This window comes from Halorubrum marinum, from assembly GCF_048381195.1.
Classification (GTDB): Archaea; Halobacteriota; Halobacteria; order Halobacteriales; family Haloferacaceae; genus Halorubrum.
In genome coordinates, this window is record NZ_JBLWMM010000005.1 from 63,157 (window position 1) to 76,932 (window position 13,776).

Consider the following 13,776-nt stretch of genomic DNA (forward strand, 5'->3'; position numbering starts at 1 on the left):
GCTCTCACCGCCTACTCCCACCCCGGCGTCCCCGGTGCGCCCGCGTCGTCCTCCAGTTCGCGGACCGTCTGCTCGACGGTCTCGCGGGCGCCGTCGACCGCTTCGCCGTCGCCGCCGGCGCGCTCGGTCCACGCCCGGATCGCCCGTCCGGCCCACGAGTCCGCGTCGCGGGCGCTCGTCCGGGCCTCGGCCATGCGCTCGCGGGTCACGGCCAACGACCCCGGTCGGGAGCCGACGGCCGCGCCGGCGAATCGAGCGCGGTCGTCCGCGGACGCCTCGCCGTCCTGAATCCGCCGGATCACCCCGCTCAACTCGTCTGGCTCGGGGTACGCGAAGACGGTCGCGCCGAGCGCCTGCGGGCCGAAGGAGAACGGCGGGAGGCCCTCGGGCGGGTCGTCGTCGAGGAGGCGGTCGCCGCCCCCGGCCGCCTCGACGCGGTCGCACTCAGTCTCGGCGTCGAGCGCGAGGTTGTGACCGGGGTACGTCGCGCAGGTTCGCGGGTAGCGCTCCCCCTCGTGGATCCGGCACTGGAGCGTCGTGGGGTCGAGGAAGACGCAGCTGTCCAGCCACCGCGGCTCGTCGGTCCCGATCGGCGCGACGGGCTTCGGCGGCTTCCGAAGTCCGACGACGAAGACGGGGCGGTCGTCGACCGCGGCGAGGTCGACCCCGTCGATGTCGACGGCGTCGTCGCGCTCGGCGGGTTCGAACAGCCGCGGCGTGACGACGTCGCCGAGCCCGTCGTCGACGAAGCGAGCGACCTCGTCACGGGTGAGCGGAACGAGGTCGTACCGGTCGTCGAGCGGCGGCCGCGATCCGGTGCGGTCTGAACCGGCCGCCTCGGGCGCGAGCGGCCGCCAGTCGACACAGCAGCCGGCACAGCCCTCGCAGTCGAGTTTCATCTGTCCGTGGTAACAAACGGCACGCGTACCTAAAAGGGGTCGGCGGGAATTTCGCGGAGAACTGACGACCCTCATAGTTCGCCCTTCGTGCTCGGCGTGTCGCTGCGGCGCTCGTCGAGTCGGGTCGCGTCGTCGAGGGCGCGCGCCAGCGCCTTGAAGAGGGCCTCGACCTCGTGGTGAGCGTTATCGCCGCGGACGACCTCGGCGTGGAGCGTGAGCCCGGCGTTCTGCGCGAGCGACATCGCGAAGTGATCGGCCATGACGCTCGTGAACTCCCCGATCTGGTCCTGTGAGAACGCGCCCGAGAACTCGTAGTAGGGGCGGCCCGCCACGTCGACCACGACGCTCGCGACCGCCTCGTCGAGCGGGACGCGCCGGTCGGCGTACCGTCGAATGCCCCGCTTGTCGCCGAGCGCCTCGTCGAACGCCTCGCCGAGACAGATCGCCACGTCCTCGACGGTGTGGTGGTCGTCGATCTCCAGGTCGCCGTCGCACTGCACCGTCAGATCGAATAGGCCGTGTTTGGCGAACGCTTCGAGCATGTGGTCGTAAAACCCGATTCCGGTGTCGACTTCGCTGTCGCCGTCGCCGTCGATCGCGAGAGTGAGGTTTATGGTCGTCTCCGCGGTCTCGCGGGAGACGGCCGCGGTCCGGTCGGTCATACCCGCACTCTCACAGCCGACCCGTAAGTGGGTTGCGGGGCGGGTCGGGTGGCGGAACAACCAGACGACGATCGCCGAAGCAAGCCGGAGGGGCGCCGAAGAAATCGGATGACTACTAGCGGACCACCACGCCCACGTTCACGCATTTCGAACGACGAGCACCGGGTGTGTGGAGTCAGTAATAACCTGATCTGTCACGTCACCGAGCAGCCGTTCGCGGAGCGACGGTTCGGTCTCGCCCACCACGATGAGGTCCATCTCACTCGCCGCGTCCACGATGGCCGTTCCTGGGGAACCGGAGCGATCCTGTCGCCACTCGATCCGACTCCTCTCGATCCCGTCGTCCGCCAGCCGATCGGCGGCACCGCGGAGCAGGAACTCGCCGGAGGACTCCTCCTCGTCAGAGTCCGCGACGTTGAAAAGGGTCACCGATGCGTCGCTCTCCGCGAGGAGAGGGCCGATGAACGCAACGATTCGTTCGAGGTTCGCATCACCCTTCAGCGGGACGAGTATGCGGTCCAGTTGGTCGCCGATCGCGCCGCCGGTGAGCACGGCGTCGCAGTCCGTCTCCTCGGCCACGCGGTCGATCGTCGCCTGTCGGTCCCGCGTGAACACGACGATCGGCTCGGCCTCGCCGCCGCGGACCGCGAACCGTCCCGCGATCTCCTCGACGGTCGCCGCCGCCGTCTCCCCGTACTCGTCTTGGAACTGCTCCGGGGAAGCCTGGTCCGGGACGGGGTAGTACCCCACTACCACGACGCGATGCGGGCTGAGGAGTTCGATGAGCGCGTTCGACGGCTCCGTCGGCTCGGCGGCGTTCACCGGTACGAGCACGGTCGGTTCGTTGAGGGTGTCGCTCATTGGTGATCGTTCCCTATAGCTTGGATGGCCTGCGGTATCAACGTCCCGCTCCCTCCGGGCCGTCGCCGTCTTCTATCGCGCTGCCGTCTTCCACCGTGTTGTTCGCCTCCGCTGGGCCATTGAGTACCATCTCGACCTCGTCCGCACTCCGTCGTCCCTGAAGCGCCGCGAGCGCGCTGTCGTCGGTCGTTCGGGACCGCGCGTACGCGAAGTACCACCCGACGCTGAGGACGACGAACGCGAATCCGAGCGCGATCTCGATCGGGTCCATGAAGTAGATCAGCCCGAACGACGAGAGCGCACCGAAGATCGGCACCCACGGGTACAGCGGCACCCGATACGGCGGGTCGTACACGACCGCGTCCGTCTCCCGGAAAACGATCAGGGCGATGTTCACCAGTCCGTACACCACGAGGTGGAGAACGCTCGCCGCCTTCGCCAGTACCGCCACGTCGCCGATCAGCACGAACAACAGGATTAACCCGCCCGTGAGCAGGATCGCCTTGTACGGCGTGTTGAACCGGTCGTGTATCTCGTTGAGCTTCGGCGAGAAGATCCGATCGCGCCCCATCGCGTAGTTGATCCGCGAGGCGGCGAGGATCGAGGCGTTCGCGGAGGAGGCCGTCGCCAACAACCCGGCGAGGGTGAGTAATCCGACGCCGACGGCGGCGACGCCGAAGAACTCCCCGAACAGGATTCCGGCGACGTCCGCGACTGCGGTCTCCGACTCCGCGATGTCGCCGCGGTCGACCACACCGAGGACGATCACCATAATCACCGCGTACATCACAGTCACGAGCAGGACGCTCCCGATGAGTGCGCGCGGGAGGTTTCGGCTCGGCTCCTTGATCTCCCCGGCGATCGTCGTTATCTTCACAAATCCGAGGTACGAGACGAATACGAGCGCGGTCCCCGGAAGAATCGCGCCCGTTCCTTCGGGCGTGAACGGGGTGAGCGTCGAGAGGTCGGCCGCGACGGCGCCGAGCAGCGCGAACACGGCGAGGATTCCGAGCAGGCCGAACACGATGAGGTTCTGGAGGTTCCCCGTCTCCTCGGTCGAGACGTAGTTGACGGCGATGAATAACACCCCCCCGATCAACCCGCCGATCTGCGCGAACTCCAGCGTCAGCGGGCCGAGCGCGAGCGACGGTGGCGTGACGATCGCCTCCAGCAGCAGCCCGAGGTAGCTTCCGAAACCGATGACGTAAAAAGCGGAGGCGAACGCGAGCCCGAGCCAGTTGCCGAACCCGGCGATGGAGCCGAACAACGGACCCAATCCCTCGTTGATGAAGTGATAGCTCCCACCGGCTCGCGGCATCGCGGTCGCCAACTCCGACGCCGATAGCGCGGTCAACAACGCGATCCCGCCGCCGATGACAAACGAGAGTGCGATGGCTGGCCCGGCGACCCCGGCGGCTGGCCCCGGCAACACGAAGATCCCCGCGCCGATCATCGTTCCGACGCCGATCATCAGCGCTTCGGTGAACCCGAGGGTCCGCTCGAGTTGGGTCTCGGACTCGATGTCAGCGGGCATTACCGACCCTTTCGGCCGCATCGGTAAATCGGTGGCGCGGAACCGGGTCCGTCATCGATCCCTGAACAGCTCCGGCCGGGTCCGCGGACCCGCCCCGTTCGCGACGCCGTTCCAGCGGCGATTCGCCTTCGCTCGTCGGGTCGCAGCGAGGGCACCGAGCGCACCGAGACCGAGGAGCGCTCCGAGGGTACCGGCCGCGCCCAGCCAGCCGAACGCCGTCGCGATCAGGAAGCCGCCGAAGACGATCGCGGAGGTGACCGCCGCGGCGACGAGCGCTCCGACGCTCACGTGGACCGCGAACGCCCCGAGCAGGACCGCGTACACCGCCGCCCGCCCGGCGAGCCGTCCAGCACCGACCGCGACACCGGTGATCCGGCCCGAAACGGCCTCGGCAGATCCGTTTCCGCTCCCACTTATCCCCCTCTCGTCGTCGTCCGCGCTATCGAGCACCGGCTCCGGCGTCTCGTCGCCGAGATCGACCGGGAACCGCTCGCCGACGAGCATGTCCAGCCCGCCGGGTCCGTAGCCGACCGACTCGACGAACCGAACGACGGGGGCGGACTCGCCCCACGTCTGCGGCAACCGAAAGGCGAGGACGTGCCGCTCGCCGGTCGTGAGCACCTCGATCGGGACGCGGAGGTCGTCTCCCTCGGCGTACGGCTCGGCGACTACCTCGGCGGTCGCGCGTCCCCGCTCGTCGGTGTACTCCCGCGCGCGGACGAGTCGCTCCGTCGCGCGCTCGTCGGTCACCGACCGGACACCCCTCGCGGGCGACGACAGTCGTCTTGAATCGGGATCCACATGATACGGTAACTATACGCATAACACGTCGGCAGGACTGTTAAAGATCACTCCGAGACCAACGCGCTGCGGCCCCCGACCGGTCCGCCGCCGCTCAGGCCTCGTCGGCCGCCGCCTGCGCCTCCCGTAGCGTGAACCGGCCCTCGTAGAGGGCGGTGCCGACGACGACCGCGCCCGCGCCCGCCTCCTTCAGCGCGACGACGTCCTCGACGCTCGCGACCCCGCCGGAGGCGATCACCGGGATCTCGACTGCCTCGACCACGCTCGTGACGGCCTCGCGGTCGATCCCTTCCAGCTGCCCCTCGACGTCGACGTTCGTGAACAAGATCGCGCCGGCGCCCAGTTCCTCGTACCGGGCCGCCGCCTCGGCCGGGTCGAGGCCGGTCCCCTCGGTCCAGCCGCTCACGACGACCTCGCCGTCCTTCGCGTCGAGGCTGACGACGACGCTCCCGGGATGCGTCTCGTCGATCTCGCCGACGATCTCCGGCGTCTCGACCGCGGCGGTACCGAGGATCACGCGGTCGAGTCCCAGACCGAGGAGCTCTCGAGCGCCCTCCGCGGACCGGATCCCGCCGCCGAGCTGGAGCCCGACCTCGTCGGGGACGTGCTCGACGACCGCCTCGATCGCCGCCGCGTTGACGCGCTCGCCCTCGAACGCGCCGTCGAGGTCGACGAGGTGGAGCGTGGACGCGCCCGCCTCGATCCAGCGCTCCGCGGCGTCGACGGGGTCGCCGTAGCGCTTACCCGTGCCGCGCTCGCCGCCGACCAACTGGACGACCTCGCCGTCCTGAACGTCGACCGCCGGGATCACCTCGAATTCCGGGGAGTGACTCATACGGGGTCGAAGACGCGGCCGCTGATTAAACGAGTCGGTTCGCTGGCTTCGACCGTGGACGGCGTTTGCCCGTGAATCGCTCCGTCCTAGACGTTCACTCCACCGATACGATGAGCGCCGAGATCTCCTCGTCGAACGCGTCTGGGTCGGTCGCGAGCGCCTCTGCCGTCTCCTCGTCGGCGATCTCATCGAGCACTTCCTCACCGTCGAGGAGGTCCGGGACCGCGTCGTCGATGACTTCAGTTAACGGCTCCGTCGGGAAGGCGCCGCCGGCGACGAGCACGTCCGTGCCGTCGTGCCAGACGGCGATTCTCGCTCGGATCTCCACGGGCTCGCTCACGTCGGCGGTCGAGCCGTCCGGGAGCGGCACGTCGCCGTCGAGCGCGAACTCGCCCGCGAGCTCCCACGCCGTCGCCGTGTGTCCGCCCGTCACGGTCGTGATCCCCTCGTCGACCACGGTGACGTTCTCGATGCCGCCCTCGCGGAGCTGCGCGCGGAACGCGTCGAGCGCCGCGGTCTCGACCTCTCCCATCAGTCGGTCGCGGCCGACCCCGGCCGGGAGACTATCGATCGCTGGCCGGAGGTCGATCCGGGTCGCGAAGAAGACGACGGGCGAACCGTCCGCGTCGAACGTCTCCGCGAGCGCCTCGGCGACGTCGACGTACTCGTACAGCCGCGTGGACTCGAGCGCGCTGACCGTCACCGGGCCGTAGGACTCCTCGAAGACGGTCCCCGTCGACTCGTCGACGAGTCGCCAGCCGTCGTCGATCCGATCGCTCGTCACCGTCGGCGCCGGGACCGCCCCGTCGCGGGTTCCCAGACAGCCTGCGAGCCCGGCCGCGGCGACGGCCGTGCCGCCCGCAAGCAGTCGGCGGCGAGTGACCGTCGGCTCGTTCTCCGCGGCGTCTCCCGTCGGCACATTGTCCATGGGAGCGGGTGGTCACGCCACGGTAAATCGATGTCGCCGTGGCTATCGCCGGTGAGAACCGCCGATTGTGGCGGCCTCGGCGGTCCCGGGCGTCTGACGGCCCCGGCGGTCCCGGGCGTCTGACGGCCTCGGCGGTCTCGAGGGGCTCGGCGGCCCCGGCAGTCCGACGACGCCCCGACCGATCCCGCCGCCGACACGGATCGCTTATGTAATCACCCGGTGTAACAACCCAGTAATGACCGACGACGAGACGGCGCTTGACCGGCAGCACTCCGACGAATCATCCGTGCGAGAGGCTCGACGGCCGTTCTCTTCGCGACACACGCGGCGGCGGTTCCTCGCGGCGGGCGGTGCGGCGGGCGTCGTCGCGCTCGCCGGTTGCAGCGCGGAGCAGACCGGTGGTGGCGACGACGACGACAACGGTAGCACCGGGGACGACGACGCCGCGGGGGACGATACGGCCGACGACGGCGACTCCGAAGACGACGAGACGGAGACGCCCACGCTGACCGTCGCCACCTACGACGCGTTCATCGACGCCCCGTCGGTGAGCCCGGGCGAGTGGCTCAAAGAGGAGTTCGAGTCGCGGTTCGACGCGGAGCTGGAGTGGGCGACACCGGACAACGAGGTCAACCACTACATCGAGCGCGCGCGGTCGGGGGCCGACGTCGACGCCGACGTCTACGTCGGATTCACCACGGAGGACCTGGTGCGGATCGACGACGAACTCGACGACGGGCTGTTCGCGGAGGCGGGCGACATCGACGGGCTCGACGCCGTCCGCGAGGGGCTCCTGTTCGATCCGTTCGACCGCGCCGTCCCGTACGACACGGGGTACGTCAGCCTCGTGTACGACGGGACGGCGACGGAGGCGCCGGAGACGTTCGAGGGGCTGCTCGATCCCGACCACGCGGGCGCGCTCATCGCGCAGAACCCCGGGGCGTCCGCGACCGGCCGCGCGTTCCTGTTGCACACCGTCAACCGGTTCGGCGACGGCCCGGAGGGCGAGGTGGACGGTGAGGACGGCGACGCCGACTACGACTACCTCGACTACTGGGCGGAGCTCCAGGACAACGACGTGCGGGTGTTGGGCTCGTGGAGCGACGCGTACACCGCGTGGTCGAACGGCGAAGCGCCGATGGTCGTCTCCTACTCCACCGACCAGGTGTTCGCGGCCGCCGACGGGGCGAACCTCGACGAACACCAGATCCGTTTCCTGAACGATCAGGCGTACGCGACGCCGGAGGGCATGGCCGCGTTCATCGGCGCCGACCACCCGGAACTCGCTCGGGAGTTCATGTCGTTCATGCTCGAACCCGAGGTGCAAGGGGAGATCGCCGAGCGAAACGTCGCGTTCCCCGCGACGGACACCGCACAGCTCCCGGACGACTACGCGGAGCTCGCACAGGAGCCGGCCGACCCGGTCACGTTCACGTACGAGGAGCTGCAAGGGTCGGTCGATGGGTGGATCTCCGACTGGGAACGCCAGTTCGCCGGGAACTGAGGTCGGATCGTGAGCGACGGTCGTCGCGGCCGAAGCGCCGGGAGTCGCTCCTCCGGGGGCCGATCCCTCTCCGATCGCTTCGAAGCCCGGCTGCTGACGCTGCTCGCGGTCGCGACGAGCGCCGCGCTCGTCCTCGCCTTTTATTATCCGGTCGCCACCGTCCTCGTCGAGGCGATCCGCGTCGACGGCGTCGTCACGCTCGGCGTGTTCGCGGAGATCCTGCGCGATCCCTTCTACTTCGGCGAGCCCGCGCGGCTGCTCACGGGGGACTCCCCGGCCGCGGTCGCTCGCGACCTCATCTCGCCGGATCGTCGCCTCGGGATCGTCGGCTTCACCGCGTATCAGGCGGCGCTGTCGACGATCGCGAGCGTCGCGCTCGGGCTCCCGGCCGCGTACCTGCTCGCGCGCTTCGACTTTTTCGGCCGGCGGACGCTGCGGTCGCTGACGATCGTCCCGTTCGTGCTCCCGTCGATCATGGTCGCGGTCGGCTTCGTCGCCACGTTCGGGCGCAACGGGACGCTCAACGCGGTCCTCGGCGCGCTCGGGCTCCCACCGGTCGAGCTGCTGTTCACCCTCGAAGCGATCGTGATCGCCCACGCCTTTTATAACGCGCCGCTGGTCGCCCGGGTGACGACCGCGGCGTGGGAATCGGTCGACGCGCGGGCGGTCGAGACGGCGCGGAGCCTCGGTGCCGGGCCGATACGGGCCTTTTACGACGTGGTCGCGCCGCAGCTGTACCCGGCGGTGCTGACGGGTGCGGCGCTCACGTTCGTGTTCACCTTCGGGACCTTTCCCATCGTGTTAGCGCTGGGCGGATTCCAGCTCGCGACGGTCGAGGTGTTCATCTACCGGCTCGTCCGCGACCTGAGCTACGCGGAGGCGGCCGCGCTGGCGATAATCGAGCTCGTCATCTCGCTCGGCGTCCTCCTCGCGTACCTCCGCTACGAGGCGCGACACACGGTCCGGTCGCGAGGGGCGCGGCCGCTCCCCCGGAAGTCGCTGCTGCCGTCGGCCCCGACGGTTCGCGAGTGGCTGCCGCGTGTCGGGCTCGCCGCCTACGCCGTCGTCGCCGGGCTGATCTTCCTCGCGCCCATCGCGTCGATGATCCTCGCGAGCGTGACGGGCGGAGACGGCGGGCTCACGCTTGAGCACTACCGGTTCCTCCTCGACCGCCAGCGGACAGGGGCGGCGTTTCAGGTGCGGCCGTGGCCCGCGATCCGAAACTCCTTGATCTTCGCGACGGCCGCGACGCTCGTCGCGCTCCCGATGGGGGTCGTCGTCGCGGTGTTGACGACGCGGCGGTACCGCGGGCGGAAGCTGGTCGACGCGGCCGCGATGGCCCCGCTCGCGGTGTCGGGCATCATCGTCGGGCTCGGCCTCCTCCGCGGGCTCGTCTTCGGCTTCGATGTCGCGGGCTGGCGGATCACGGTCGCCGGGTCGGTTGCCGTCGTCGTCGCGCACGCGGTCGCGGGCTACCCGTTCGTCGTGCGAACCGTGGCGCCCGGGCTGGAGGGACTCGACCGCTCGCTGATCGAGTCGGCGCGGGCGCTCGGCGCGTCGCGGGCGCGGGTGATCCGGGACGTGGAGCTCCCGCTGGTCTGGCCGGCGGTCGTCGCTGGCGCTGCGTTCGCGTTCGCCATCTCGATCGGCGAGTTCACGGCGACGGTGGTGCTCGCGACGGGCGCGGACGCGTACACGATGCCGGTCGCCATCGAACGATTCATCGGGCGGCGGCTCGGACCGGCGACCGCAATGGGCGTCGTCTTACTCGTCGTCACCGGGCTCAGCTTCGTCGTCATCGAGCGGCTCGGAGGTGAGCACCGTGGGCTCTGAGCCGACCGAACGCGGTGCGTCAGGCGACAGTCCTCCCGCCGTCGAACTCGACGGCGTGACGAAGCGGTACGCCGAGACGGCCGCCGTCGACGACGTGAGCCTACAGGTTCGCGAGGGGGAGTTCTTCACGCTTGTCGGGCCCTCTGGCTGCGGGAAGACGACGACGCTCCGGCTGATCGCGGGGTTCGAGGAGCCGACCGCGGGGACGGTGCGGTTCTTCGGCGAGTCGGTCGCGGGCGTCCCTCCGGAGGACCGGGACGTGGGCGTCGTCTTCCAGAACTACGCGCTGTTCCCGCACATGAGCGTCGGCGAGAACGTCGCGTACGGGCTCAACTTCGCGGACCCGCCCGAGGGAATGAGCCGCGAGGCGCGCATCGCGGAGCTGTTGGACCTCGTGGACCTGCCCGACGCGGCCGACCGCGAGCCCGACAGCCTGTCGGGGGGCCAACAACAGCGGGTCGCGATGGCGCGGGCGCTCGCGCCCGGTCCCGATCTGCTCCTCTTGGACGAGCCGATGAGCGCGCTCGACGCGCAACTTCGCGAGCGCCTCCGGGTACAGGTGCGGCGCATCCAGTCCGAACTGGGAATCACGACCGTCTACGTGACCCACGATCAGGAGGAGGCGCTGGCGATCTCCGACCGGGTCGCCGTGATGCGCGACGGGGCCCCCGAGCAGATCGCCTCGCCGCAGGCGGTGTACCGCGAGCCCACGAGTCGGTTCGTCGCCGAGTTCGTCGGCGACAACAACGTCTTCGCGGGGCGGGTCACGGGGATCGAAGAGTGGGACACGGCCGCCAACGGCGACCGGATCGCCGCCGTCGATATCGGCGGCGAGACGCTCCGCGTCGCGGTCGACGAGGGGACCGACGCGACTCCCGGCGACCGACTCACGTTCTGCGTGCGCCCCGAATATCTCCGGATCGACGGCGGCGAGAGCCGAGTTCGGGCGACCGTCGCGAGCGCGGAGTTCCTCGGGGAGACGACCCGGATCACGCTCGACTGGGGGGGACGCGACCTGCTCGTCAGGGCGCGCGACCCGCTTTCCGGGGAGGTCCTCGTCGGGTTCGACCCCGCGGACGCTCACGTGATCGGTGTGGATAAGGCGTGACCGGACCGGTTCACCCCGTCCGCCAGTGTTTGTGTACTTCAGCGACGACCAGTACTGTCGGAGCGATCAGGAGTATCCGAACCCACGTTTCCGCGGCGATCGGTTCGACTCCGAGCAGCAGTTGCGTCGGGCCAGCGTGGATCGCGATCAGATGAACTATCAGAGCCGTGATGGTTCCACCGAGGAGGAGAGGGTTCGAGAACGGGCTCTTCTCAAGCACAGAGCGGGTCTCCGACCGACACGTGCCGAGAAACAGCGCCATCGAAACGACCATCGTCGTGAGAGCGGCCGTTTGGGCGTATGCGAGCGTTGCCACATTCGTGAACTCGTACCAGAAGACGGCGAGTGCGAGGACCGCGAGCCACACGCCGACAACAACGGTTCGCTCAACAAGGTGGCGCGAGAGCAACCCTGCGTCAGGTCGGTAGGGTGGTCGTTCGAACTGCTCTTTCTCACCGGGTTCGAACCCCAAGGCGACGTCTTGGATGCCGTTATTGACGACGTTCAACCACAGCGCCTGGGCAGGTAAGAGGAGAAGCGGAAAAAGCCCCGTCTCATCTCGCGGAAGCACGCCGGCGACGGCGAGGAAGAACGCGACGAGGATCGCCAAGACGAGCGCGACGCCGGTTGTGAGGAGGAACATCGTCGCCTTGCGGATGTTCGAGAAGACGGTGCGTCCCTCTTCGACCGCCGCGTAAATTGTGGCGAAGTTGTCGTCAGTGAGAACCATCTCGCTCGCTTCCTTCGCGACATCCGTTCCGGTGATCCCCATCGCCGCACCGATGTGAGCCGCTTTCAACGCCGGCGCGTCGTTCACCCCGTCTCCGGTGACTGCCACGACTTCGCCGTCGGCCTGTAGCAGCGTGACGATCCGGTGTTTTTGCGTCGGGCTAATGCGGGCGAAGACGGCGGTGTTCCTGAGGCGTTCAGTCAGTTCTTCGTCGGAGAGTCCGGTCACGTCCTCGCCCGTGAGCACCCTGTCGGAGTCGATTCCGACCTGTTCCGAGATGGCTTTCGCCGTTACCGCGTGGTCACCGGTAACCATCTTAACGTCTATTCCAGCGCGGTAGCACGCGTCTATCGCCTCCGGCACGCCCGAGCGCGGGGGGTCGATCATGCCCGCGAATCCGAGGAACGTCAACCCGTCTGGATCCTCGGTGTCCGTGAGATCGCAATCGCTCCGGGCCATCCCGATGACGCGGAGCCCGTCGCCGGCGAGTTCGTCGGCTCTCGTGAGCAGTTCCTCGGCGTCGAGTGATCTCCGGCCGGTCGCAGTCAACACCGCGTCACACATCTCGACGACGCGCTCGGGAGCCCCTTTGACGTAGGTGACGGGGCTATCGTCGATCAGATGTGCCGACGCCGTATAGCGGCGATCAGATTCGAACGGCAGATGACCGATCTGCGGATAGGTACGGGTCAGTTCGCGCCGATCGAGACCCGCTTTTCTGGAAGCGACGAGTAACGCCGTTTCCGTGGGATCTCCGACTGCTTTGAGTGACCCACCGTCCGTTTCGTCGAGCGATGCCTCGTTCGCCATCGTCGCGGCGAGCAGCGTCGCGTGTAACGGGGTCTCTTCTCCGATCGAAAGCGCTTCTCCGCTCTGACGAAACTCGCCTCCGTCCAGGGTCCCGGTGTCTGTCACGTCGACGAAGCCGTCGGCGGTCCACAGCCGCTGGACGGTCATGCGATTCTCGGTAATGGTGCCGGTCTTGTCCGAGACGATGACGCTACAGGAACCGAGCGTTTCGACGGCGGGCAGTCGCCGGATGATGGCGTTTCGTCCGGCCATCCGGCGAACGCTGACGGCGAGTGCGACCGTCATAACCACCGGCAACCCTTCGGGAATCGCGGAGACCGCCGTCGCGACCGCGAGCAAGAAGACATCCGCGAGCGGAATCGCCTGCCAGACCCCGATCGCGACGAGGCCGACAGCAATCGCGAGGACGGCGACGCTGATGACGTTACCGAACCGGTGCATTCGTGTCTGGAGCGGCGTCTCCACGCGTTCCGTCTCTCTGACCTGCCCAGCGATCGTTCCGATCTGGCTCTCCTCGCCGGTCGCAACCACGACACCGACACCACGTCCCGACGCGACCGAGGTTCCCATATAGGCCATGTTCCGTCGATCAGCGACCGTGTGTTCCGGTTCGACGGGGTCCGTCGACCGAGAGACGGGAACGGACTCTCCGGTCAGAATCGCCGTGTCGAGTTGTAACTCGGTCGTCCTCAGTAACCGGAGGTCTGCCGGGACGATGTCACCGGACTCCAGCAGAACGATATCGCCCGGAACCAGGTCCGTACTGTCTACCTCGGACAGGTCCCCGTCCCTGCGGACTCGTGCCTTCGGCGTGACCAGTGACGCCAGTGCCGCCATCGCGTTTTCCGCCCGGTATTCCTGTACGAATCCGATGACCGCGTTGATGACGAGAACGAGTGCGATGACGATTGCATCGGCGTAATGCTCGATGGCGATCGTGATCCCGAAGGCAACGAGCAGGACGTAGATGAGCGGACTGGTGAACTGGTGGAGGAAGATCCGCATCGGACTACTGACGTCGCCTTCCCCGATGGTGTTCGGTCCGTATCGATCGAGACGACGCGTGGCTTCGTCGCTGCTCAGCCCGGTCTGACTCGACGCTACTTCGTCGAGCGTCTCGTCCACGGTGGCCGCGTGCCACGTCGTCTCATCCATTCCAGTCTCTCAGTCGAAAGGGATCGTCAAAATTCTGTGGTCGAGTGACTCTCAGTGATCGTCAGCAGTAGGCGACGAGCCCTTCGCCCCGTACGAGCGTTTTCGAGGTTTCGACG

The 13,776-nt window shown here is 68.3% G+C and carries 11 protein-coding genes; 3 read left to right on the plus strand and 8 right to left on the minus strand.

Annotation, left to right across the window (positions count from 1 at the left end):
• Window positions 1–11 precede the first annotated feature (11 nt).
• The 7 genes from ACNSN4_RS08895 to ACNSN4_RS08925 all read right to left on the minus strand — a co-directional run bounded on the left by ACNSN4_RS08895 (window position 12) and on the right by ACNSN4_RS08925 (window position 6,520).
• Window positions 12–899 carry a YkgJ family cysteine cluster protein gene (locus ACNSN4_RS08895; protein ID WP_418285463.1) on the minus strand — a complete coding sequence of 296 codons (888 nt, stop codon included), beginning with the start codon at window positions 897–899 and terminating at the stop codon, window positions 12–14.
• A 71-nt stretch (window positions 900–970) separates the two neighbouring features.
• Entirely contained in the window at window positions 971–1,561 is a 591-nt protein-coding gene (hisB, locus tag ACNSN4_RS08900) for an imidazoleglycerol-phosphate dehydratase HisB (RefSeq protein ID WP_418285464.1), read from the minus strand.
• A gap of 138 nt (window positions 1,562–1,699) precedes the next feature.
• On the minus strand, window positions 1,700–2,422 hold the full coding sequence (locus ACNSN4_RS08905; protein ID WP_418285465.1) for a universal stress protein: 723 nt from the start codon (window positions 2,420–2,422) through the stop codon (window positions 1,700–1,702).
• A gap of 37 nt (window positions 2,423–2,459) precedes the next feature.
• The gene (locus ACNSN4_RS08910; RefSeq protein WP_418285466.1) at window positions 2,460–3,956 is read right to left on the minus strand and encodes an APC family permease; all 1,497 of its coding nucleotides are present in this window, start codon (window positions 3,954–3,956) and stop codon (window positions 2,460–2,462) included.
• A 51-nt stretch (window positions 3,957–4,007) separates the two neighbouring features.
• Window positions 4,008–4,706: a hypothetical protein gene (locus ACNSN4_RS08915; RefSeq protein WP_418285467.1), complete on the minus strand. Its 699-nt coding sequence runs from the start codon at window positions 4,704–4,706 to the stop codon at window positions 4,008–4,010.
• Window positions 4,707–4,851: 145 nt separating this feature from the next.
• On the minus strand, window positions 4,852–5,592 hold the full coding sequence (hisA, locus tag ACNSN4_RS08920; RefSeq protein WP_418285468.1) for a 1-(5-phosphoribosyl)-5-[(5-phosphoribosylamino)methylideneamino]imidazole-4-carboxamide isomerase: 741 nt from the start codon (window positions 5,590–5,592) through the stop codon (window positions 4,852–4,854).
• A gap of 94 nt (window positions 5,593–5,686) precedes the next feature.
• On the minus strand, window positions 5,687–6,520 hold the full coding sequence (locus tag ACNSN4_RS08925) for a DUF6517 family protein (protein ID WP_418285469.1): 834 nt from the start codon (window positions 6,518–6,520) through the stop codon (window positions 5,687–5,689).
• A gap of 235 nt (window positions 6,521–6,755) precedes the next feature.
• Here ACNSN4_RS08925 and ACNSN4_RS08930 point away from each other — a divergent pair, with 235 nt between their 5' ends.
• Genes ACNSN4_RS08930 through ACNSN4_RS08940 form a run of 3 tightly spaced genes read left to right on the plus strand, consistent with a single transcriptional unit; the run spans window position 6,756 to window position 10,965 of the window.
• Window positions 6,756–8,024: a thiamine ABC transporter substrate-binding protein gene (locus ACNSN4_RS08930; protein ID WP_418285470.1), complete on the plus strand. Its 1,269-nt coding sequence runs from the start codon at window positions 6,756–6,758 to the stop codon at window positions 8,022–8,024.
• Between the two features lie 9 nt (window positions 8,025–8,033).
• Window positions 8,034–9,857: an ABC transporter permease gene (locus tag ACNSN4_RS08935; RefSeq protein WP_418285471.1), complete on the plus strand. Its 1,824-nt coding sequence runs from the start codon at window positions 8,034–8,036 to the stop codon at window positions 9,855–9,857.
• Window positions 9,847–10,965 (plus strand): ABC transporter ATP-binding protein, encoded by a 1,119-nt coding sequence (locus ACNSN4_RS08940; RefSeq protein ID WP_418285472.1) that lies wholly within the window; start codon window positions 9,847–9,849, stop codon window positions 10,963–10,965. The genes ACNSN4_RS08935 and ACNSN4_RS08940 overlap by 11 nt, the downstream gene beginning before the upstream one ends.
• A 10-nt stretch (window positions 10,966–10,975) precedes the next feature.
• On the opposite strand, the gene ACNSN4_RS08945 is transcribed toward ACNSN4_RS08940, so the two are convergent.
• Complete coding sequence (locus tag ACNSN4_RS08945) at window positions 10,976–13,660, minus strand: cation-translocating P-type ATPase (RefSeq protein WP_418285473.1); 2,685 nt, start codon at window positions 13,658–13,660, stop codon at window positions 10,976–10,978.
• Window positions 13,661–13,776: the final 116 nt, after the last annotated feature.

Coding starts and splice junctions, on each gene's coding strand:
- ACNSN4_RS08925 (WP_418285469.1), bottom strand. CDS start 6,520: ATGGACAATGTGCCGACGGGAGACGCCGCGGAGAACGAGCCGACGGTC.
- ACNSN4_RS08905 (WP_418285465.1), bottom strand. CDS start 2,422: ATGAGCGACACCCTCAACGAACCGACCGTGCTCGTACCGGTGAACGCC.
- hisB (WP_418285464.1), bottom strand. CDS start 1,561: ATGACCGACCGGACCGCGGCCGTCTCCCGCGAGACCGCGGAGACGACC.
- ACNSN4_RS08910 (WP_418285466.1), bottom strand. CDS start 3,956: ATGCCCGCTGACATCGAGTCCGAGACCCAACTCGAGCGGACCCTCGGG.
- ACNSN4_RS08930 (WP_418285470.1), top strand. CDS start 6,756: ATGACCGACGACGAGACGGCGCTTGACCGGCAGCACTCCGACGAATCA.
- ACNSN4_RS08895 (WP_418285463.1), bottom strand. CDS start 899: ATGAAACTCGACTGCGAGGGCTGTGCCGGCTGCTGTGTCGACTGGCGG.
- ACNSN4_RS08945 (WP_418285473.1), bottom strand. CDS start 13,660: ATGGATGAGACGACGTGGCACGCGGCCACCGTGGACGAGACGCTCGAC.
- hisA (WP_418285468.1), bottom strand. CDS start 5,592: ATGAGTCACTCCCCGGAATTCGAGGTGATCCCGGCGGTCGACGTTCAG.